General features: G+C 42.4%; 11 protein-coding genes. 3 read left to right on the top strand and 8 right to left on the bottom strand.

Features of this window, described 5'->3' with window-relative positions:
* Positions 1-55 precede the first annotated feature (55 nt).
* The 5 genes from ACLOAU_RS14800 to ACLOAU_RS14780 all read right to left on the bottom strand — a co-directional run bounded on the left by ACLOAU_RS14800 (position 56) and on the right by ACLOAU_RS14780 (position 15,726).
* Entirely contained in the window at positions 56-4,075 is a 4,020-nt protein-coding gene (locus ACLOAU_RS14800) for a non-ribosomal peptide synthetase (protein WP_427862648.1), read from the bottom strand.
* Positions 4,076-10,756 (bottom strand): amino acid adenylation domain-containing protein, encoded by a 6,681-nt coding sequence (locus ACLOAU_RS14795; protein WP_427862647.1) that lies wholly within the window; start codon positions 10,754-10,756, stop codon positions 4,076-4,078. It abuts the gene before it with no gap.
* 523 nt (positions 10,757-11,279) lie between these two features.
* Positions 11,280-12,443 (bottom strand): glycosyltransferase family 61 protein, encoded by a 1,164-nt coding sequence (locus ACLOAU_RS14790; protein ID WP_427862646.1) that lies wholly within the window; start codon positions 12,441-12,443, stop codon positions 11,280-11,282.
* A 365-nt stretch (positions 12,444-12,808) separates the two neighbouring features.
* Complete coding sequence (gene glgP / locus ACLOAU_RS14785) at positions 12,809-14,467, bottom strand: alpha-glucan family phosphorylase (RefSeq protein WP_427862645.1); 1,659 nt, start codon at positions 14,465-14,467, stop codon at positions 12,809-12,811.
* 104 nt (positions 14,468-14,571) lie between these two features.
* A complete protein-coding gene (locus ACLOAU_RS14780; protein ID WP_427862644.1) occupies positions 14,572-15,726 on the bottom strand; it encodes a Gfo/Idh/MocA family protein in 1,155 nt (384 codons plus the stop codon).
* Between the two features lie 193 nt (positions 15,727-15,919).
* On the opposite strand from ACLOAU_RS14780, the gene ACLOAU_RS14775 reads away from it, so the two are divergent.
* The gene (locus ACLOAU_RS14775) at positions 15,920-16,837 is read left to right on the top strand and encodes a L,D-transpeptidase (RefSeq protein ID WP_427862643.1); all 918 of its coding nucleotides are present in this window, start codon (positions 15,920-15,922) and stop codon (positions 16,835-16,837) included.
* 22 nt (positions 16,838-16,859) lie between these two features.
* Positions 16,860-17,672, top strand: a complete 813-nt coding sequence (locus tag ACLOAU_RS14770; protein WP_427862642.1) for a toxin-antitoxin system YwqK family antitoxin — start codon at positions 16,860-16,862, stop codon at positions 17,670-17,672.
* A gap of 9 nt (positions 17,673-17,681) precedes the next feature.
* Here the strand turns inward: ACLOAU_RS14770 and ACLOAU_RS14765 are convergent, their stop codons facing one another.
* From ACLOAU_RS14765 to ACLOAU_RS14755, 3 genes are all read right to left on the bottom strand, one after another.
* Complete coding sequence (locus ACLOAU_RS14765) at positions 17,682-20,930, bottom strand: amidohydrolase family protein (RefSeq protein ID WP_427862641.1); 3,249 nt, start codon at positions 20,928-20,930, stop codon at positions 17,682-17,684.
* Between the two features lie 79 nt (positions 20,931-21,009).
* Entirely contained in the window at positions 21,010-21,279 is a 270-nt protein-coding gene (locus tag ACLOAU_RS14760) for a SemiSWEET family sugar transporter (RefSeq protein WP_427862640.1), read from the bottom strand.
* 156 nt (positions 21,280-21,435) lie between these two features.
* Positions 21,436-23,127: a putative phage tail protein gene (locus tag ACLOAU_RS14755; protein WP_427862639.1), complete on the bottom strand. Its 1,692-nt coding sequence runs from the start codon at positions 23,125-23,127 to the stop codon at positions 21,436-21,438.
* A gap of 528 nt (positions 23,128-23,655) precedes the next feature.
* Between ACLOAU_RS14755 and ACLOAU_RS14750 the strand changes: the two genes are divergently transcribed.
* Positions 23,656-24,435 (top strand): DUF3050 domain-containing protein, encoded by a 780-nt coding sequence (locus ACLOAU_RS14750; protein WP_427862638.1) that lies wholly within the window; start codon positions 23,656-23,658, stop codon positions 24,433-24,435.
* Positions 24,436-24,516 lie beyond the last annotated feature (81 nt).

Below are 24,516 nucleotides of genomic sequence, written 5' to 3'. Positions count from 1 at the left end.
AGGATTATGTCGGTGTAAAAAATGCATAAATATAGTTATTCTTTTAGAGGTGCAATTAAATTGTGCTTATTATCTTTTCTATCATTTTAATAAGGTGCTCGTTATGCGGGGGCAGAATAAATGTTTTATGATCTCCCCGCACATCATACACTGCTACGCCTTTCCTGGCATAGTTTAACCAGCCCAGGTAGGTACGGTCATCCACATAATAAGTACGTTCTTTTACCCGGAACAGATGTACTTTAACATCAAGCGGCTTCAAAATAAATTTACAGTATGCATTATCGTATGCTTCAATAACCGGCATTGGATAATCGTAAATCTGTTCATCCTCGGCTTCTTTAAAATTCTTATTCAACTTCTTATTAAGAACAGTCCATTGATACTTAAGCACTTCCCGGGGGGAGCTTAATAAGTTTCCTCCAAAAAAGACTGTTTTTTTAGCCTGCCTGTTCAGGAAACGTACCAATTTTCCAGGTTTTTGCTCCGACTCCACCCGCTCGCTTACATTGGTATCCATGATACCTACCATTTTAATCTCCTTACCCATGGCAATCAGTTGCCGGGCCATTTCAAATGCTATAATCCCTCCGTAGGAATAGCCTATCAGAATATACGGCCCCTCAGGGTTTTGCGCCAGTACTTCTTCGAGGTATTTATTTACAATACTTTCAATAGAGTCTAAATGCGATAAATCTCCATCCAGACCCAGGGCCTGGATACCATATAAAGGTTGGTCTTCGCTTAAGAAGGGTTCCAGGTTTTTGTAAAGAAAAATATTCAGCGCTCCACCATGAATCAGGTAAATCGGAGGCTTCGAGCCGCTGGTTTTAATAGCTACCAGAGATTTATGCTTTACATGAGTAGAATCATCCAGTAATTTTGACAGCGAAGCTATAGTAGGATATTCAAACAAAGAAGCTATCGGCAGCTTGGTATTCATTTGTTTGGAAACACGGTTCATTACCTTCACCGCAATCATGGAATGTCCTCCCAGTTCAAAAAAGTTATCGTCTGGTTCTATCCCCTTTATTCCAATCTCCTCCTCCCATATAGTTGTTATTTCACTTATTAAAGCTGTTAAAGCTTCGGTTCTCTTCTTTCCCGGTTCTGTTTTCGCAGGGGCGGCCTGGGCATAATGCAGGGCATTTCTGTCTATTTTTTTATTGGGTGTGAGCGGAAACTCTTTTAATTTTAACCATAGATTGGGCAGCATGTAGTCGGGCAGCATTTTGCTCAACGCCCCTCTCCATCTTAACACCTCGTCTTTGGTAACCTCGCCGTTGTTTAAATTAGTTAAATCTGAAGGAACTATATAGGCAACAAGCTTGGGACTATCCGTTTCCCCGTCTTCTACCTTCACAACAGCATCTTTGATACCCTCGATCTTCGAAATATAATGTTCTATTTCCCCCAGTTCTATCCTGTAACCCCGTATTTTGGCCTGGTTATCGCTGCGGCCTAAACATATTAAATCCCCGTTCGCGAGGTACCTGCCTAAATCGCCTGTTTTGTATAGCCGGGCTCCTTTTTCGCCGGAAAAAGTGTCGGGAATAAACCGCTCCCTAGTCAGGTCTGCACGGTTATGATAACCTAAGGCCACACCTTTACCTCCTATGAATATTTCGCCTTCCGAATCGGGAGGCAGCAACCGGTTGTCTTTATCCAGAATATAAACAGTGGTATTCTGAATGGGCTTCCCAATAGAAACAATAGCATCACCCGGTAACATCTCCTTCACCGTCGACCAGATAGTGGTTTCTGTTGGGCCGTACATATTAAATAACCTGCCACATTTATTGAGCAGGGCATCTGCCATATTCTTAGACAATGCCTCTCCCCCGCATAACAATACCAGGTTGTTATTTGCAGGCCATTGATCCTGAAGCATTATCTTGTAAGTGGCCGGGGTGGCCTGCATCATGTTGATGTCTTCCGTACTCAATAGTTCTATCAACGCTTTACTGCTCTTTGTAGTATTGGCATCAGCCAAAACTATCCGGCCTCCCGAAATTAAAGGAAGATATAACTCCAGACCTGCAATATCGAAGGAGATCGTTGTTACTGAGAGCAATTTAGTTTGGGTACCGGTATTAAAAATCCTCTTCATTCCTAACAGGAAATTCAAGAGGTTTTCATGCGATACCATTACACCTTTGGGCTTGCCGGTGGATCCTGAAGTGTATAATATGTAAGCCTGGTCATCGTTTTGAATGGATATTTCCGGGTTGAAAGGATCAGCAGCCCCTATCTCCGCCTGTAACTGATCTATATGGATGCGTCTAGATGAAAGATTGCTGAGTTTTTGAGAAACCGTTGTACTCGTTACTACAAATGGTGCTCCCGAATCCTCCAACATAAAACTGATCCTGTCTTCCGGAAACTCCGGATCAATGGGCAAATAGGAGGCACCGCATTTCAATACACCCAGCAGCACTACTACAACCTGCGCACTCCGCTCTAAAACAACACCTACAGTATCGCCTTTTTTGACACCCTGCGATATCAGGTAGTGAGCCAACCTATTGGCTGACTCATTCAATGATTTATATGTGTAAGTATCGGTTTGAAATTTTAACGCTACACCGTCAACATTCGAACGCACTATTGATTCAAACAGATTTACAAAAGTTCCTCCAGGAAGTGGCTGGCTTGTTTGGTTCCACTGCCCTAACTGGCTTAGTACCACATCCTCATTAACCAGTTTAATATCAGCAATCAATACCTCCGGTTGCATACTGATTTGCTGCAACATGTATTCATACTTCTGCATCAACCCTTCAATAGTGGAGGGCTTGAACAACTGCGTATTATAGGACCATTGAAATTCGTACCCTTCTTCACGATCTGTGATATTCAAAAAAATCTCAAAGGTTTCCGCTACTCTTTTATTTGAAACTACTTTATAACTGAGATTGTCGAATGTAACCTGCTTATTCATACCGATATCGATGTTGAAAGACATCGGAGTTAGAGGGATACGTGAAGGATCCCTGTCTATTTTAAGCTCTTTTAAAAGCGTACCAAACGTAAATTGCTGATGTTCGTAGTCTACAAGTGTTTTTGACTTACGCTGTTTAAGATATTCCGAAAAAGGTTGCTCAGGCCGTGGTTGACTTCTTAAAGGTAAAAAGTTAACGCAATGCCCGATCAGGTCATACATTTCTTTAGCAGCCTGCCCGGCAGTTGGCAACCCTATCACTACATCGGCACTTCCTGAATATTTAGATAGCAGTATTTCAAAAACAGACATCAGCGTATTAACGAAACTAGAGCCATACCGCGCACCTATCTTTTTTATTTTATCGGCTGTAACAGCGGGAAGAATAAAATCTTGCCTGGTACCAGTATAAGTTCTTCTTGCGGGTCTCGGAAAATCAGAGGGAATTTCAAAAGCGGGTACATTACCTTGGTATTCTTTTTTCCAGTAATTCAGCGCTTCACGATACTCTTCTGATTGCTCATATTGAACCGACCGTATTACATAATCACTAAATAATAACGGTTTAACGGCAGGTAACTGCCCGGAACATGCTGCGTTATAAAGCCTGGATAAGTCTTCCAGAAGAATTCCCAAAGACCACCCATCGCAAATAATATGATGTACCGTAATCGTCAGCAGGTATTCTTCTGAACTAAAACGAAAAAGTGCAAGCCTTGTTAACGGTCCGTTGAAAAGGTCAAAAGGAGTGCGTGCATTTTGACCATGATACTGCTCCAAAATATCCTGCTGAGCAGTTTTATCAAATGCTTCCAGGTTTTGATACAGCAGGTCTACAGACTTTGATTCATAGATGATCATCTGAGTACCGTCTTCAGTAAATGTTGCCCGCAACGATTCGTGACGCTGATGTAATTGAGCAACAGATTTTTGAAGGGCATTTTCGTTGAGCCTGCCTGTAAAGTGTAGCGATAAGGATAAATTATAGGCCAGACTTGCATTTTCTCCCCCAAGGACACAAGAGGCAAAGATCTCTTTTTGAGATTCAGTTGCCGGAACAATCTTTTCAATGATATCTCCGGCAAACGGGTCAAATTCTACCAGGGTGTTACTTCTTTTTTCTACGGTCATCATTTATTTATCGTTCAATGAAATTTGCAAATATTTGCCAGGACTATTTTCGTCGGGTAAAAACCAGGCTGGATTGCCGTCCCTGTCCTTTCCCAATCTCGCGCCGGGAACGGGAGGCATTGAATTATCGATAATTTTTACGGCGGTTTCGCTCTGTGCCGGCGGTAGCTCCTGTTTTACCTGCGGAATGAACCCTGCTTTGCAAAGCTCAGCAATACTTTCTTCAAAAGCTATACAAATTGCGTCTATATCCTCCTGCGTGTGGGCAATGGTCATATAACACGGAAACAGATCCCAGATATGAATATTACGCAAACGCATTAATGCGAACAGCAGTTCGTAATAAGGATACTCTTCTTTAAACTTGATTTTCCACAAAGAAGAGAAATGAACTATATAAATGGGAACCCTGTATTTTTCAATAACCTGCTCCAGCCTTTTTACCAACCGTGCCGTTTTTTCATTCATTTCCTCCTGAAGCCCAGGACCCTGAGCTTTCAAAAAGGTTAATGCGGCTTTGGTAGTAGCCAGCGCCAACGGATGGCGCACAAAAGTTCCCGCAAAGTAGGTAACCCCCACTTCAGGTATGGAGTCGTCGCCATACTCCCAATAGCCACCATCCAGGGCATCCATATATTTTTTGCTGCCTGCTATAATACCAATTGATATGCCGGCGCCAGCTACTTTACCATAAGTTGCCAAATCGGCTTTAATACCAAACAAAGCCTGGGCGCCGCCTAAATGACTTCTGAACCCGGTTATCACCTCATCAAAAATAAGCGCAACATCCAGCGAAGCGGTAAGTTTTCTTAGTTCTTTAAGGAAAGCCACAGGTACGAACTCAGGTCTCCTGCTTTGAACCGGCTCTACCAATACAGCAGCTATTTCAGAAGCCCTTTCTTTAATAATCTTTAAAGATTCTTCAGTACCATACTCAAGAATAAGCATGTTTTGCACATTACCCGCTAATATACCAGAAGCTGCCGGGTATGTTTTAAGTTTCTTGCTGCCACGTACCAGCACCTCATCTGTTATACCATGATAAGACCCGGCGAAAGCTACTATAATATCTTTACCGCTAACGGTACGGCTAATTCTCATGGCACCCAGTACAGCTTCGGAGCCCGTATTACATAAACCCGCCCGCTCCATGCCGGTTAATTCACAAATCAACTCCGAAACATCTCCGGCTAACACATGTTGAGGCCCGGTTTCATAACCATCTTCCACCTGTTGCAATAAGGCATTTTTCACAAAATCGGGTTGATAGCCCAGGAAGTTGGATCCAAAACCGTTTAATGCATCCACATATTTATTGCCATCGATATCCCACAGGTAACATCCTTTTGATTTGTTGGTAACGATGGAATACACCATTTCTTTTGTATAAGGCCTGAATCCGGATACTACTCTTGGATCGGCCATTCTTGCGCGGTGTTGCTGCGTATATTCTTTACTTTTTGCTGTTTTTTTATTATAAGCGGCTATAAAGCCGGTGATATACTTTTGCTGCTCAGCCGAAATTTCGGTTACCTTTTTTTCAATGCGGGCGGTAGCACCAAAAGGTTTCTTTAATTCTATTTTTTCCTCTGCAGTTAGATCTTCTGTTGTTGCTGTTGTGCCGGTTCCATTAACACCTACAATAGCATTGCCGGCATTTTGTACCACTGCCGGCTGGTAACTGCTTACTGCAGCAACATTGTTGCCTGCGGCCCTCTGTTGCATCATAGCTACCTGTTGTGTCAGTAGTTGCAATTGCAATGACATTAAGCTAAGCATATCAGTTCCTCCCTGTGGAACATGATTGGTATAAACCGGCGCCTGGATCGCTGCCGGAACAGCTGCGGCAGGTGCTGATGGAGCCCCGTTATTGCTAAACATCGCCGGCGGCAGGTTAGTGTCATAAAAATCTGCCAGTTTATTCAGGCTATCATAATTCTCACTCAGCTGCCTGAAAGTAACCGGCAGAGAGAATTCCTTCTTCAGGCTACTGGTTAACTGCGTTAACAAAAGTGAATCTAATCCCAGCTCAGTAAAATTACTGTTAGGGTTGGCATCGGCTACTGATAAGCCTGATGCTGACTCTATCACTTCTTTTAATTTATCGAGTAAAATATTTTTTCTGCTCATTATAATTGTAGATGTGGTATTCGTTGTATCATGGATAGTGGGGTGCGCCGCCAATAACGGCTGACTTAAAGATTGCTCAGGAGGATCTACCCAAAAACGCTTTTTGTGATACGCATAAGTTGGCAAGTTATGCATAATGCTGTAACTGCTGTCCTTGTAGAATTTTTCCCAGTTGATTGCTACTCCGCGTTGCCATAGCTTACCCAATACTCCCCTGGCTGCTATAGTTTCTCCTGTAAGCTGTGTGGCTGTACTCAACGCGGAGAAAGAGTTGGCTCCCAGGCCATTTTGATTAACAAAAATTGTTGCTGAAGTTCCCGGACCTGCTTCCAGGAAAAGCGGATTGAGATCCTGGTGTATATTTTTCAATGCCTGGCCAAAACGAACGGTTTCCCTTGCATGGTTAGCCCAGTAAGCTGCACTGGTAGCTTCACTGTCTTTCAACCACCCTGCAGTTACAGTTGACATTACCGGAATTTGCGGAACACGCATTGTTTTTGTTTCGACAACTGCTTTCAACAACGGAACTATCGGATCCATCATTGCAGAATGAAATGCATGGCTGGTTCTTAATGGCTTGTTGATGATTTCGTTGGCGTTCAGCTTTTCGGCAAAGGCATTCATTGCTGCTGTTTCACCCGAAACCACACATAACTCCGTTGCATTTTGTGCGGCTATAAAAACGCCCGGATCCAGCAGCTCTTTTACTTTCTCTTCTGAAGCTCTTACTGATAACATGCTGCCTGCAGGTAGTGCGCTGATCAATCGCCCCCGTTCTGCAACGATATGCAAAACATCTTCCAGCGAAAAGATGCCCGAAAGATGAGCTCCAACAAACTCACCTACGCTATGCCCGGCAAAAGCAACAGGGTTTAATCCCCAGCTCATATACAATTTTGCCAATGCATACGAAGTGGTAAATATAGCAGGTTGCGCATAACGGGTATCTTTCAACTTATCAGCAGCGAGCTCATCTGCATTATCCACAAATATGATATCCCTGATGTCTTCCTGCATGATCGGTTCCAGTATATCAGCACATTCATCTATTGCATTCCTGTAAACCTCTTCCTGATCGTATAAGTCACGGCCCATATTGGGATACTGGTTGCCCTGACCGGGAAAGAGAAATACAATATTATTGTTTTTGTCCTTTACCGTGTGTCCTGCTCCTGCTATGGTTTCAACCTGCTCCAACTGCTCTATAAGATCTTCTTTATTTTTTGCCACTATAAAATGGCGCAATGGAAGATCCTGTCTTGTTGTGTTGATTGTATAGGCTATATCACCTAAATCGGCACTGGTATCGGTCACTAAAAAATCGTGTAGTTTACGGGCATAGCCTGTAACACTTTCAGTACGGTGGGCCGACCAGCAAATCAGCTGGGGTACCGTACTGTTTTTAGGGGTGACAGGTATATGAGTGCCATCGTATTCCTCCAGTACCACGTGTGCATTCGTACCTCCCACTCCCAAAGAACTAACACCTGCAATCCGCTTCCCATCTGTTTTCCACTCCCTGAATGTATTGTTAACTACAAAGGGGCTGTTTTGAAAATCGATATGAGGATTGGGCCGGGTAAAGTTGATAGAAGGCACCAGTTTCTTATGATATAGTGACAACACCGCTTTCATAAATCCTGCTACCCCGGCAGCATGTGTTAAATGCCCGAAATTACTTTTAACCGACCCGATAGAACAGAATTGATTTTTATCCTGCTTTCCAAAAGCAAGCTTCAGTCCATCTATTTCAATAGGGTCTCCTAAAGGCGTTGCGGTTCCATGAGCTTCTACATAAGATATGTCCGCTGGGTTTACTTTTGCATCATCAAGGGCCATCAGTATCGCAGCGGCCTGCCCTTCGGCACTTGGCGCTGTAAAGCTGCCCTTATTGCCACCATCGTTATTAATGCCTACTCCTTTAACGACTGCATAAATGGTGTCGCCATCTTCAACCGCATCTTTTAAACGTTTTAATAATACAGCTCCCACGCCATCGCTGAATATAGTGCCTTTAGCATCGGCATCAAACGGGCGGCAATGGCCATCTGCGCTTAACATAGATCCCTCTTCGTATAAATGCCCGCTGTTAACCGGCACGGTGATGGCTACTCCGCCTGCTATGGCTGCGTCGGATTGACCAGCCCTGAGACTTTCTACCGCCTGTGCGATAGCCACCAGTGAAGTGGAGCAAGCTGTATTCACATTTACAGATGGACCGGACAGGTTTAATTGATAACTTACCCGGCTGCTGATATAATCCTTATCGGAAACAGACAAAACAGGTATACTGTGGATATCTATTTTATTTTTGAGGCCTATTACATTATTGTTGAAATAAGAGTTGGGACCGCAACCAGTAAATACCCCGATAACTGCTGATCGCCTATCAGAAAGATACCCGGTTTTTTCCAGCAGGTTCCTTGAGGTTTCCAGAAACAGGCGATGTTGCGGGTCCATCAATTCGGCCAGGCGCGGACTGATACCGAAAAACTCTGCATCGAAAAGCTCTACTCCTTCCAATACACCTCTTGCTTTTACATAAGCAGGGTCATTCTTCACATGGTCCGGCAGGGTTTTATCCAATTCATCAGCCGAGAAAAAACGCGTGGTTTCTTTGCCGTTTTTCAATAAATCCCAGAAACCTTCAACGGTATTCACTCCCGGGAAATTACACTCCATTCCAATCACCGCTATAGCCGTATCCGAAACCTGTTGGTCACTCTTTTTACCGGGCCGGCGGAGGGATTTCTCTTCGCCTTTTAAAAATTTCAGGAAAGCTTCAATAGTGGGATGCTGATATAGTTTTGTAATGGGTACCTCTATATCAAGGTCGGCCTTAAGAATATTTACAACTTTTTGAGCTAATAAAGAATTTCCTCCTAATTCAAAAAAGTTGTCACCCGGTTCTACCCCCTTCACTCCTAACTCATTTTCCCAGATGGTTTTTAGCCTGGCCGTAAGTGCCGTCTGCTCACGGGATGATTCCACCACGGTTTTTACTTGAGTATCAGCTTCTTTATACTTCAATGCCTTCCGGTCTACCTTTTTATTAGGAGTAAGCGGAAAGATTTCCAGCTTTACCCATCCGTTAGGGATCATGTAAGCAGGAAGGTTTTTGCTCAACTCCCTTCTCCAGCTAATCACTTCCTTCTTGGTAGCTTCACCGCCATTAAGCGTAGCCAGGTCGTCAGGTATCAGGTAAGCAATGAGCTTGGGGTCTAAACCATCTGCTCCCTCAACTTTTACAACGGCATCTTTTATTCCATCTATTTTAGAAATATAATGTTCTATCTCCTCCAGCTCTATACGGTAGCCTCTTATCTTAGCCTGGTTATCACTTCTGCCCAGGCAAATGAATTCTCCGTTAGCCAAAAGCTTGCCCAAATCCCCGGTTTTATAAATGCGTGCGCCCTCCTTACCGGAAAACGGATCGGCAATAAACCGCTCTGCTGTCAGTTCCGGGCGTTTATAATAACCCAGCGCCACACCATCTCCGCCAATAAAAATTTCTCCCTCAGTATCCGGCGGTAATAATGCATGGTTTTCATCAAGAATATAAACAGTTGTGTTTCTGATGGGGGATCCTATTGAGATCTGGCCATCGTCCTTCGTGATTTCCTTTACTGTCGACCAGATCGTTGTCTCTGTTGGTCCGTACATATTAAACAGGCGACCGCATTTCTGTAACAAGGCATCTGCTATAGTTTTGGTCAGTGCTTCTCCACCACACAGTAATGTTAGTGAGGCTGAAGAAGGCCAAGCCTCCTGTAACAGGAGCTTATAAGTAGCTGGTGTAGCCTGAAAAATATTAATTCCTTCCGAGTGTAATAACTCTATCAGGGCTTTACTGTTTTTAGTCACTTTTTTATCGGCCAGAACCAATTGTCCACCCGAAATCAGGGGTAGAAATATCTCCAGGCCTGCTATATCGAAGGATACGGTAGTAACTGCCAGCAACTTTGTATGGATATCTGTATTAAAGATATCTTTCATACCTAACAAAAAATTCAGCAGGTTTTTGTGGGAAACCATCACTCCTTTGGGCTTACCGGTTGAACCAGACGTGTATAGCAAGTAAGCCAGGTCATCTCCGGATACTTTGATTCCCGGGTTAGCTGCATCAACATCCCGTAATGCTGCTTCTACCTCCTCGATAATTAAATGCTTTGAATGCGATGTATGAAGGCTACCCGAAAGTGCATTGTGAATTAACACGAAACTTGCTTCCGAATCTTCTAACATCAGTTTTATACGATCTTCAGGAAATTCAGGGTCGATGGGCAAATAGGCTGCGCCACATTTCAATACAGCCAGCAACGCCATTATTACCTGTGGGCTACGATCCAGCACTACACCTACAATATCCCCCTTTTGAACACCACTTTTTAGTAAATAATTGGCATATTTATTGACCAACTCATTTAACGTCCTAAAAGAATACGAATCTGATCGAAATTTTAAAGCTGCACCATCAGCATTTTGGTGCGATGCCGTTTCAAAGAAATCCACAACGCTTCCCGACGGAAGCGGCTTGTACGTCTGGTTCTTCATTTTCATTTTTTTTCTTTCAACGTATAACGATATCGGCTGCAGCCTTAGCTATAAGTCTGACAGAGGGAATACCTTTTTATTCAAAAGATTGACTGCAGTTGCGGTTTCGTTAGATTCATATATTTACGTAATTCGATATGAGGCGATATTTTTGTTTAAAAACAATGGGTAATCGATAAATTTCCGCTACACTACATAGTCGCTCTTCAACTAACCTGTTTCGATCAATTAAAGCTGGTTCCAACAACTAAATCTCTAATAACCGGCACTCTATACAACGAGCGCATTTATCTATTGTGCTGAGTTCATTATATGAGAGCATTTAGTGTTAATTAGCCTTTTTACTTCGTGTATTAGTTTAAATAGAAGGCATTCCCTTTCAAATTAAAACATCTTATATCCCAAAGATATAAATTTCCGGCCTCATTTAGGTCGCCAATAGAAGGGATTACCTAATTTCCAGGTGAAAAAAGACAATTCAGACACACTTTGAACAGCCAATTCTGGGATATCTGCGTTGCCCCTATTCCGGCCGGCCTCCCGTTAATATAGCTGCTAAACTGGCCCGTAAATGAGGTATAGATACATAAATATCCTGGCACAACGATTTAAAAAGGTCGTTTTTGATTTCTTCGTGACTGTCATCCCGGTAAGCAGCATACTTCATGTTATTTATTTGAGCCATGTAAAGAAAATAATCCGGTGCCCAGCTGGTTGAAAAAAGCTCGTAAAGCTGAGTTCCGGGCCTGCACCAAATTACGTTCGCAAACGAAGCTCCATGAGGTCCGATTATAAACGAGGCATTCCTGTATATTTCAATCTGCTCCCTAACACTTCTGCCCTTATCCTCAATGATCGTAAAATCAAATTCCTTTAATAATTCAATAAGTTCTGCTTCATTCTCTATAACCCTTCTGCCCTTACGACTAATGTATACCCGGTTGCCCGAGTAAGGTGTTTGGTTTGAAATATTTAACCTGTTTTCTATATTCCGCTTTAATGAGAGAATTTCGTTTACATTAGGTTTCCAGGTTCCCAGGTTACCGAAAATCACTTGCTCACCGGAAAGTTTATAAGTACGGCTGTCTATATAATGGTCGGGATTGAAGCCTAGTAACTCCAGGTATTCTCTTTCATAGGCCCCGCCGAAAGAATGATAGGTGATAAAACATTTGGCCACATCTTCCTCCCCGAGCGCATCTTTAATCCTGCTGAGCTTTGCTGCAAGGAGCAATACAAAATCATAATACCCCGTAAGCGCAATAGCGCTTTGATGGTTCTGATGGTGACTTAATAAAGGAATAACAGTTGGGACAGATTTAGCAGGCCGCGTATCCTTCTCCCAAAACCTGTGCTTAATACCCCGGTGATCCCAGTCTGTACAAAAAACTTTACTATCTATTACTACCGATCCATGTTTTGAAATGAACCCTTTTTTAAACCCGCACTTCCAAACATATATTTCTTCAGACGGGAAAGTATACGCCTCATAAATTTTTTTATTGGGATCTTTCTCATCGAATACTTCCGGAAGATTTAAAGAAGAAGCCGGCACCGTATGTATAAGAAACGGCTTAAGAGCCAGCGTTGTTTCCTCTTTCGATAGCAGCGAGAGTCCCCTGAAGGCTAAACAAACATTGGATACTTTTCCCCATATCTTATATAAAATACTTCCAACCGTACTCATAAGTAATAGAAAAATTAGTTTAGTTGATCAGAATTCAAGCTACATCATGTTCGTTCCGATATAAAATGATTAGATAACAACCGGTGTCCATTGCTCGTTATAGAAGGATCGCGAGGACATGGTTGCTTTAGCTTTAACAGAACCGCAGCAAGGACTACACTACAGTTTCTGTCATTTCCACACATATCGGCTCCGGAACGAAGATACGGGTTAGCAGGGAGATATGGAACGGAGCCATATAACCATTTTGCGCGATAAGATCTTATAATATGGAAAACTCCAGGTATGATTTACATTAAAAAAGGGCGATAAAAGAGTGGATATATCCTACTCTCTTACAGCCCTATATACGATTCATTACTATTTTAAGCGTTATACAGCTTTTCGTAATATTCGTGCGCCATGCGGTTACTATCAAATTGGAAACGCACATCCTGCATTCCATTTTTCATAACCTGGCGCCAGGTTTTATAGTCACCGTAATAAAGCGGTAATATTTCATTGGTCAGAATCTCATACAATTTGTTCAGGTCGTACTGATCCTGATCGTATGTTGACATATTTGCATAATCGGCCTTAGGTATCACAAAGCCGTTATGCCCGTGGTTAATGAATTCGGGGATCCAGCCATCATCTGTCGAGAAATTAACAGCACCGTTCATCGCTGCAGTCATGCCGCTTGTTCCTGAAGCTTCTCTTGGTACGCGCGGATTGTTTAACCACACATCGGCCGCCTGTTTTAATCTTTTAGAAAGGCTTAATTCATACCCCACTAAAACCGATACGTTCTTGTAGTTCTTACTTAAATGCACCAGCTCATTAAACTCACTGATAGCCGGATGATCCATTGGATAAGGCTTTCCAGCCCAGATGATCTGTACCGGGTACTTTTGATTATTCATCAGTTCAAAGAAGCGCTGAGGATCTGAGGCGATCATTCCTGCTCTTTTATAACCGGCAAATCTCCTTGCCCATACAATAGTAAATACGTCGGGACTAAAAAGCTTTCCTGTCTGGTCAGCAACAATTTCAAACGCACGTTTTTTCATCCACTTTTTACGATCATCAAAACCGTAATCATCACCAACATCCTTAAACTTGTACATCTGCTTATCGGCCCAATACGTCCAGTTTTGTGCATTGGTGATGGAGATAATCGGGCAGATATTAGGATACTTACCCCACATTTCCCTTGAAACCTCGCCATGTAATTGAGATACTCCGTTCGCCAGGCGGGCAAAGCGTAACGCAACTAAAGAGTGATTGAACGAGTCGCTATAATCCTGCGTCAACTGTTTTACTTCGTCAATGCTTAAACCACAGAAGTAGGTCATTTTATGACAGAGATAAATATCATGTTTTTCATTCCCTGCTTCTTCGGGCGTATGAGTGGTAAATACTAATCTCTTTCTAACCTCCTCTATATTCCTGTTATACTTCTGATACAGGTAAAAAGCAGCCGACAAACCGTGTGCCTCATTTAAATGATACACATCAGGATTAAAGTTTAATATATCTACCAGCTTGGCACCGCCTACACCCAACAAGATAAACTGGGCAACTTTCGCAGCCACATTGCTGTCATACAGCTTATGCGTGATTGTTTGGGATACATAATCGTTCTCCGGCAAATCGGTACTCAATAAAAATAACGGAGCTGTTTTAAAAGTATCAGGATTCAGATACCATGCTTTTACCCATACCGGGTGATCGTGCACATCGATCTGGAATTTAATACCAGTGTCTTCCAGGAAGCTGTATATTTTTTCATTCCAGGCTACGTCCAATGTCTGATCCTGGTTACGTTCCTGGTCGTAATAGCCATACTTCCATAAAATACCAATACCAATCATATTCTGGCCCAACTCATAGGCACTTCTTAAATGAGAACCGGATAAAAACCCTAAACCACCACTGTATATTTTTAAGGGCTGATGGGTTGCAAATTCCATCGAAAAATAAGCCACTTTCTTTGCGTAATTATTGTCAACCTCGTAAGGAACATTATAGTTTTGAAAACTCATAATTTTAACTCGTTTTAAGCGGGGCAAGATAAACTAATTTGCCCTGAAGTTTGCATTAAGATTGCTGTTTGGGCATAATGTGTGGAAAATACATATTAAATCTACTAAACTACGTAATCCCACCACTTTTGGTCACTCTGGGCCGATGCCACTACATTATTTATAAAGGCCATACCCCGCACTCCATCTTCCACTGTCGGGTAATCGATAAGCGGATCGGGCGTTTCGTTATTTAGTCTGGCAGATAAAGCCAAAACAAAATTCCTGTAAATATTTCCAAATGCTTCAAGGTATCCCTCCGGATGACCGCCCGGAGTACGGGTATTGAACTGCGCAATGGGTGAAAGATAGCCATTACCGGTACGATACACCTGCGTTGGGGCATCCAGCCATTTAACCAATAAAGTGTTAGGCTCCTGCTGGCTCCATTCCAGGCCACCTTTTTCTCCGTAGATGCGTATTTTCAGATTATTTTCTTCTCCTGCTGCCACCTGCGTTGCCACCAACACACCACTGGCCCCCTTGTCAAACTTCAACAACATAGCCCCATCATCATCCAGCAACCTGCCGGGCACTACGATATTAAGGTCAGCACAGAGTTTGACAATTTTCTGACCGGAAATATATTCAGCCAGGTGAGCAGCGTGCGTACCTATATCGCCCATGCATCCTGCTTTTCCGCTTTTCGAAGGATCTGTTCTCCAGGCAGCCTGCTTATTGCCATCGGCTTCACTAAACTGGCTTAACCACCCCTGGGGGTATTCTACATAAATCTTCCTGATGGCACCAAATTTACCATCTGCCACCATTTTTTTTGCTTCTTTAACCAAGGGATAACCCGAATAGGTATGTGTTAACCCCAGTAAAAGCCCGGTCTCATCAACCTTTGCTTTAAGCGCCCTGGCCTGCTCAAGGGTAAGTGTCATTGGCTTATCGATCATTACATGAAAGCCGTGTTCCAGGGCCATCATTGCCGGCTCGAAATGAGCAAAATTGGGTGTAACAATAATCACAAAATGCATGCGTTGATCTTCAGGCAATTCGCTTTCCCTTTTAATCATTTCTTCATAGCTATCGTACACTCTGTCCTCAGGCAAAAACAGCTCTTTACCAGACTCCCTGGCTTTTTCAGGGTTCTGGCTCAGTGCGCCACAGCACAGTTCAATTAATCCATCCATATTTAAAGCAATGCGATGTACTGCGCCGATAAATGCGCCTTTACCGCCGCCGACCATACCGGCTCTTAACTTAAATTTCATCTGTTTCTATTTTTATTTTAGCTAGATATTCTTATTAAATAATTTTTGTGGTGCTTCATTCACCGGCCGCTCTCTTATTTGTTCATCACATAACAAGTGTTTGTATGCTACGAATATACGTTTTTCAAAATGATGACTGCTGCCGTTCGCAAAATTTCATTTCCTCAAAATATTTCAGCATCTTGCAAGTACGATGAACTTAAAAGCATTTTCTTTATCCACCCTGGCTTTACTCACAGCTGCTGTTTTCTCGTGCAAAAACAAAGAGCAAAAAAGTATTCCCGACCTCGTAGACAGCACCATGAAAAACGTGGTGGAAACAATAGCTCCTCCCCAAAAAGAGAATCTGAAGCAGGTGATCATGTATCATTGGATGAAGAAAAAAGAATGGCAGTCATTAAAAGATTCTTTTGAGGGCGCCAAACATCTTAATATACTGAACGCTATTAACCGGGTAGATACCACCCACCTTAAAAGATTGGACAGCATATTGGTGCCGAGCGATTTCTCCAAGCCTTTAAGCTTTTACCTTCCGTTTCCCGAAACCATTGACCAGTTAAAAGACGTCAATAAAATCATACTATTCTCTTACCCTACACAGGTTTTTGCAGCTTACGAAAATGGTAAACTGGTATTAACAGGACCAACCAATATGGGTAAGAAAAAAACAAAAACACCGGAGGGTTTATTTTTCACTAACTGGAAAGCAAAAAAAACGATCAGCACGGTAGATGATGAGTGGGTATTAAAATGGAACTTTAATGTGCACAACAAATGGGGTGTCGGATTTCACGAATATGCATTACCCGGTTATCCTGCTTCCCATAGCTGTATGCGTTTACTGGGAGCAGACGCGCAGTTCTTATACGGATGGGCAGATCAATGGATATTAAAGAATGACCATGAACAGCTGGCTTATGGTACACCGGTTATTATTTTCGGGCAATATCCTTTTGGAGAACCCCGTCCCTGGTTTAAGGTTATAGAAGATCCCAAAGCATTGGACATTCCACAGGATACGTTAACTCATTATATTCAACCACACCTGCAAACCATACTGGAAAAGCAACAACAGCGACAATCTGTAACAACGACTGCCGTAAAAAATTAGTTCCTATCCAAAGACAACCAATATGAAAAGGATTTTACCCCTTTTATCTTTTAGCCTTTCCACCCTTTGCATCAGTGCCCAGGAAGTGAAGGACATCAACTGGGACCAGGTAAGAAGAAAATACAACAGCGATAGCTCGCGTATGGAGCTTAGCCTGAACAACATCCCCTTGAACGGCGCTTACAAACAGCGTTTCGACGATGGCGGCTATGGACTTTATAATATTAAAAACGGCATGATCACGGGTGATGTGCTTTGGTATAATGCTGCAGGAAAAGTGTCGGCAAGAATGGGATATAAAAACGGGGTGCGGCATGGTAAAAAGGAGAATTACGACGGCCAGGGCAAAACCTGGTTGAAAGAAAATTATTTAAATGGAAAACAGGACGGGCTAACAGAAATGGTTACTTCCGGTACTAAAGCCACCACCTATTATAAACAGGGTAAAAGAGAAGGACTGGCCACCCGTTATGTGAACGGGAAAATATCCTCGGAAGAAAATTATAAAAATGGCCTGAAGGATGGCATATCCAGGACCTATGTAAATGGCGAGCTTAATTCAGAAACCAGCTATAAGCAGGGTTTAAAAGATGGCTTGTCGCGCACTTATACAATGGGAGTGCCCGCTATGGAAACCATGTATAAAAATGACAAAAAAAATGGCCTTTTTACCATGTATGCTAACGGTGTAAAAACGCAGGACGTTTATTATGTAGATGATAAACGCAAAGGACCATCACGTATGTATAGGCCAGACGGAACCGTTCTTTTCACCAACTACTTCTTCAATGACCAGAAAGTCACTAAAGAAGAGTTCGAGAAAAAAAGTAAATAGCAGGTTGTATTAATGCTGCCCACAGCCGCAGCCATGCCCGGTTGTTTCATCATGCCAGGGAAATGCGGTGGCATTTTTATACAGCTCCCAGGGGAATTTAGTTCGCTTCCTGGGGCTATTACCGATTTCATTCATTTCTTCAGCATCATACAGCCGTCCATTAGCCATGGTTAATTTTATCGCTTCGGTATTGTAGATATTTTCCAATGGGTTTTTATCCAATACAAGCAGGTCTGCTAATTTTCCTACTTCCAAAGATCCAACATTAGCATCCAGCCCTAAACTTTTCGCAGGGTTAATAGTAGCGGTCTTTAATGCTTCATGTGGAGTCATGCCACCCTGGGTCATCATCCAGATCTCCCAATGGGCGCCGATGCCCTGGATCTGGCCATGAGCTCCCATATTCACCAGAACACCTGCATCGCTCAAACGTTTCAAGTTTTTAGATGATAAAATATGACCATTAATATACTCTTCCTCCGGTAACATGGTACGATGACGGCTACGTGCATCAATTACCTCGCGGGGTGTAAACCGCATCAGCCGCTCCTTCTCCCATACATTCGTATGTTGATACCAGTAATACTCACCGCTTACCGAGCCATAATTTACAATCAAGGTAGGTGTATAGGCTGTTTGCGATCTTTTCCATAACTGTATCACATCATCCTGCAGCACGGCTATAGGCATATTATGCTCAATAGTGGTATGCCCGTCTAATATCATACTGGTATTATGAAAAAAGAAGGAACCGCCTTCAGGCACTACTTCCATATTCAACTCGCGGGCCGCCTGTATAATTTGCTGACGTTGCTCCCTTCTGGGTTGATTATAACTTTTTACGGAGAAGGCGCCAAAAGCTTTTGTGCGTCTGAGCGCGCTCCTGGCATCATCCAGTGAATTGATCACTGCTTTAAAATCGCCGTCAGCACCATATAAAATGGTACCGGTAGAATAAACACGAGGTCCTGTAAGTGCACCGGATTTAACCAGCTCTCCGTTGGCAAATACGAATTCGCTATTAGCTGAAGGATCGTGTATTGTTGTAACACCATAAGCCAGGGCGGCGTAGTAAGGCCAGTGTTTTTGTGGAGTAATACCGGTTCTGAAATGTCCTGCATGTGCGTGTGCATCAATAAAACCCGGAACAATTGTTTTACCTGCCGCATCAATTGTTTTTGCTGATGAAGGAATAGTAACCTCACCGGTTTTACCTATCGCTTTAATTTTGTTGCCCTCAACCACAATAGTTCCGTTCTCAATTATTTCGTCTCCTTTCATGGTAATGATACGCGCATTCGTAAAAGCAATGGATCCACCAGGCTTATCCACCGCAACCTGCAGCCCCACTTCTCTACCCTGCTCCGGCATTTTAAATAACGAATCGGGTTTATGAGCTATAAATTCAAAACGTTCATCGAGGTTGATCGTATAGTACTGGCTGCCTAAAGTATAATGCAGTTTTTTAGCATCGCTGCTCCAATGCAGGTTGTAGCCTGCATCTTTAGACACCAGCTTTACCGGAAAGTCGGAAGAACCGCCACTGATTTCAATGGTTTTTCCCGTTTTGGGAAACGCGGCTACATATACCTTGTGCAGATCTGTAAAAGCAATCCATTGCTCATCAGGCGATACCCGGAAATTATTACCGTAAGTGCTCTTCAACAGTACTTTTTCATCCTCACCATTTAATTTACAAGTCGATAAATTGTTACTGCCGGTTTCAAAATAGATCCTGTCGCCTGCAGCATTAAAATAAGGTGTGCCTCCCCGCTGAATTACAAATTGTTCACCGGTTCCATCGGCTGACATGATGTAAATACCAGGCTGACTAGTATGCGCGGGCCCCAAAGCATCACTACCTCCCTCTTTGATAAAAACGATCTTTTTACCGTCGCGGCAAAAAGACGGGGTACGGAAGATGCTTTTTGTTTTGGTAAGCTTTAACGGTTTGGCTGCCCCATCCATATTTACCTTACAGATGGCACCTGAATTTTCATCGTTCCAGGTGGTGTACAACAACTGTTTTCCGTCGGCAGAAAAGGAAGGTTCAAATTCAAAATCATTGCCCGTTGTTACACGCTCGGGTTTCCCGTCGGGTAATTTTTTCTTCCACAGGTAACCAACTGCATTAAATACCAGCCATTTTTCGTCGGGAGAAGTAATCGCCTGCCTGATCACATTTGCTTTAAAATGATCAACATCCAGGTCCTGTTTAAATCGTACTGCGTCGTAGATGCGCTGACTCACGTTACAAACAAAAGGAATCGCCGTTGCTTTGTTGACACTGTCAACTTCCACTTTCATAATATTTCCGTTGGCCCAGATATAGATGTAGCGGTCATCCGGTGACCAGGCATAACCTGTATAGATACCAAAAACCGTCCATGCTTCCTGCTGATCTTTACTTAGCTGGTCATACACCGGCCACTCCTCTCCTGTTTCCAGGTTACGCAGGTATAAAACTGTTTTTGTACGCACGCGTTTTACAAACGACAGGTACTTGCCGTTGTGTGACAGTTGTGGACGAACCGATCCGCCACCGCCGCCCGTTACGTTTTCAACCCTTCCTTTCTCGCGGTCAAAACGGCGGATCATAAAGATCTGGTTATTGGGATCTTTGTTATATTGAAAGTATCCGCCAGGGTACATATCTTCACTGAAATATACATAACGCCCATCCGGTGACACGCAGGGTTCGTTTACATCCTGCTGGTCATTTTTCCGGGCTGTTAACTGTAGCCCGTTGCCACCGGATAAATGATACATCCACATTTCACCGGCTCCCAGGGACCGGCCGGAAGTAAAGTGTTTGCGGGCAACTATATATTGACCGTCGGGCGTCCATACCGCATTGTTCAATAACCTGAAGTTTTCCTTTGTAATGGCCCTTGCATTTTTACCATCCCTGTCCATTATCCAGATATTATCGCCGCCCCCCGCATCGGAAGTAAAAGATATTTTTTGACCATCAGGACTAAAACGGGGCTGCACCTCAAAGGCATGACCGCCATGCAGGAGTTTTGCTGTTCCTCCTGTTGCGGGAATACTATATATATCACCCAGCAGATCAAAAACAATTTCTTTTCCATCGGGAGAAACATCGAGGTTCATCCAGGTACCTTCTTTAACGGTAAAAGAAACTTCCTTATAAGGTCCTTCGGGGTTGGAAACATCCCATTTCTTATTATCGGTTTTGGTTTGCGCCCCAACACAAAAGGGCAATGCCGAGCATAACAGCATCGAGATCAACTTCATACTTGCAACTGATTATTGAATAGGAAAGATAGTAAGGCAGCCTGGTACTACAAAATTTTTGGATAGGCTTTAATTTCTGTTAAGAACTGTGCTGCTTGCTGTAATAAACATTTAAGACCAACACACTGATATTGATAAGCAGGGAAACGGAGTTAGAGATGATAATGATATAATCCTCGCCCATAAAGCCGTACCATACCCATAGGGCTAATCCCGTTATCAGTATGGCCAGCATCCAGTAAGAAATATCCGACTCTTTTTTTTCGCGTATAATTTTTACCAATTGGGGAAATAAGGACACAGCAGTACAAATACTTGCGGCTACACCTATGATGGTTTGAGTATTCATGGGCAATAGGACTAATGATTGTTCATAAAAAAACAATTTATGTGCCACGCGATTGAGGGGATTAAAAAAGGTGCGCTTTCGCGAACCTTTTTTATCATAGGTAGCATTTAATTAAGACAGATAAAATCTCAATTAAAAATCTTGTTCCAGACACTATTAACCCTGAAGTGCGTCTGCGTTACATGCTAATATTTCAACTTTAGCATAAACCAATCCAGGTATATTAGCTGCCAGACAAAGCTTCACAACGTTTCCATCTAAAAAGAGAAGTGGTGTAACAGTTGAAGCCCCTACATGTCTTGATTCTAATATCGCTGTTTTTGTATCCATAAATGATACAATATACTCAGAAGTTCTGCCAGGGCCAGAATATGAATAGGTTACAAGAGAAATTTTAAAGGCCCTGTTCTGTTGAGCTTGCCAGGCATCTGAACTATTGTGTATAGAATCAAATAATAAAGGCTTTGCAAGCTCCTCTGAAGTCAACTCATAAAAGCTAAATCGTTCCCCTGAGGGCCCTACAAGAAAACGAAACATGTCTCTTTGGGTGCTAGTAAATATTTCTCCGGTAGGTCCGGTGTTTATAATTCTAATTGCAGGCGGCCAGTATCCTGTCGTTACTAAATCAGATATCATATCTTCATAAGTAACCGCTTGTGGTTGACTAGGATTAGGATCATTAGGTCTAACCGGAGGAAGCAAGGTTAATACCGGCCATAAACTGTTATAGTCGGAAACTTCAGCATCGCTTACATAATGTACCATGCTATAATTATGGGTAGCATCAACGGTTCCGGTTCCATTATTTATCAACACATTATTAGGCATGTTAAATAACATGACCCAAGGTGATCCCGAGCAAAATGCCTGCGTGTTGACAATATTTATATTTACTCCTCTGCCTTGACTCGATTTTGTAAAATTCCCTACCAATACGATCTGGCCTGCCTCGCCACCAAACTGGCAATTCAAAATATTGATTATGGATGCTCCAATATTCTTTATATAGAATAATTCTGTTGACGTAAATGACTGTGCCTGCGGCGTAAAGATGATATTTTCAAACGTTACTATAGACGAATAATCTGTTACAAACAGACCCGAATACTTTTTAGAGAATATGGCACAATTAACCCATCCATTTAAAAAATGAATTTTATCGCATTGCTTTATATAAATATTTTGAGAATCAACAATTCTGAAATTACTTATTGTACACTGCGATGATCGTAGATTTACTTCTATATTCTCACAATTCATTATCACCAGATCATCAATTTTGATAGTTCCTGTGTCTATATTATTATTGTATAGTCTCAAAGCATTTTTAAATCCTTTAATTCTCAATCTTTCAAACCCTCCAACCCATAAGTAATCAAAATCGAATGCCCAAAAATCTTCACTAGTTGGAATACCACCAACAGAATAATGAGGTATAATCATCGCCTTCCCAAAATCTATATTGCAATAAGGTATGCTTACTGTTATAGTATTAGAAATACAGTATGACTTAGCTGCGAAGGAAATCAAAGGATAAGTCACATTATCACTTACCCCAATCGAAGCATCAATGCAGGCCTGTATCGCAGCTGTGTCATCAGTTGATCCATCTCCCTTAGCGCCAAACCAATGTACATTTAGCTCGGAAGTGATGCCTCGCGTCCATCGACCCGGATGTCCCGGCGATTCAAATACAGTTCCACCATTGTCTGTTTCTGTGGATGAACTATCCCAATAAAAATCACCTCCTCCCTCATCTCCGGGAGTGTGATATCCCAACACCTTAGCATACCTGTTAGCCACAGTACCGGGTGTTAAACGCAAATCTGAAATTGTTTCTAAAATCATAGATTACATGTTTTTCATTAAAAATATTTGACAACCCGAAAATACTAAAATATTTAGCAAAGTACAATCCAGCCAGTATAAATAGTTATACACATTGCCGCCTGCGGTCAGAATCAATCTGACTATTGATGCTACAAACCAAGGTGATAACAGCTACCTGGATTATAGTTTATTTTGTAAGTGGCTTGGCTGCCGTGTTATGACGCCGGCCTGTACAACTGGTATAGCTGGTATTGTCCATTAGTCCGGGCGCAAGAGCTTTTTGAAAACCACCTTAGTTTATTATTGTCTCTGTTTGTGATTAATGCTATTTTATTCTATTATCGCCATCCCATCGGTCAGAAGGAGTAATCATCATCACCACAACTGCAACAATTGCCGACTCCCTTTTATTATTGATTGTTGTAACTATTCATGAGCATTCCCAATAAGAAAAAAGAAGTTTTTGAAGAGGATCCAGATCTGCATTTCAGCCCATCAACTTCAGCATTATTTGTACTTTCGCGCTCTTATTAATAAAAACAATACATGAATAAAAATATCGGGCAGCTTCAAAGTGCCATTGAACCTTTTAGAAACCAGGTTATTAATCACAGAGTTTATTCAGCAATAACTTCTCTCGAAGATCTTTCCATCTTCATGGAATATCACATTTTTGCAGTTTGGGATTTTATGTCGCTTTTGAAGCAATTACAAAGCAGCCTCACCTGTACTTCTGCGCCATGGTTTCCCATAGGATCCGGAAAGACGAGGTACCTGATCAATGAAATAGTGGCCGGAGAAGAATCGGATGTAGATATATCCGGAAACAGGAAAAGTCATTATGAACTTTACATTGATGCGATGCAACAATGCGGGGCAGATACCTCAAAAATCGAATCGTTTCTGGCTCATCTCAAAGCTGGTAAAAGTTTAGCCGACTCGCTTTATACAGCAAAAACTCCTGATGCCGCAGCTAATTTTGTTCAGTCAACTTTTGATGTAATAGAGAGTGGTAAAACACATGCGCAAGCGGCTGCTTTTACCTTTGGCAGGGAAGACCTTATTCCGGGTATGTTTATAACCCTGGTTGGAGATATTCATAAAAAATTCCCTCAGAGTATTTCCATTTTTAAATACTACCTGGAACGCCATATCGAAGTAGACGGAGATCATCACAGTCACCTGGCATTGGAAATGACATCCAGCCTTTGCGGTGATGATAACGTTTTGTGGCAGGAAGCTGAAAAATATACTATAGAAGCCCTGCAACAAAGACTTTTGCTTTGGGATGGTGCTTACGAAGCCATTATGGCAAAAAGGAACTGATAGATATCCATAATTAAATGTAGCATGCAGCCTTTAGCGTTGCCGGGCCAACCCTTCGAGGGAAAGGATCGTTATTGCCTT

This window comes from Paraniabella aurantiaca (genome assembly GCF_050309965.1).
In the GTDB taxonomy this organism is placed as follows: Bacteria; Bacteroidota; Bacteroidia; order Chitinophagales; family Chitinophagaceae; genus Niabella.
The sequence above is the reverse complement of the archived record's forward strand: the minus strand, read 5'-3'. Positions and strand labels throughout refer to the sequence as shown.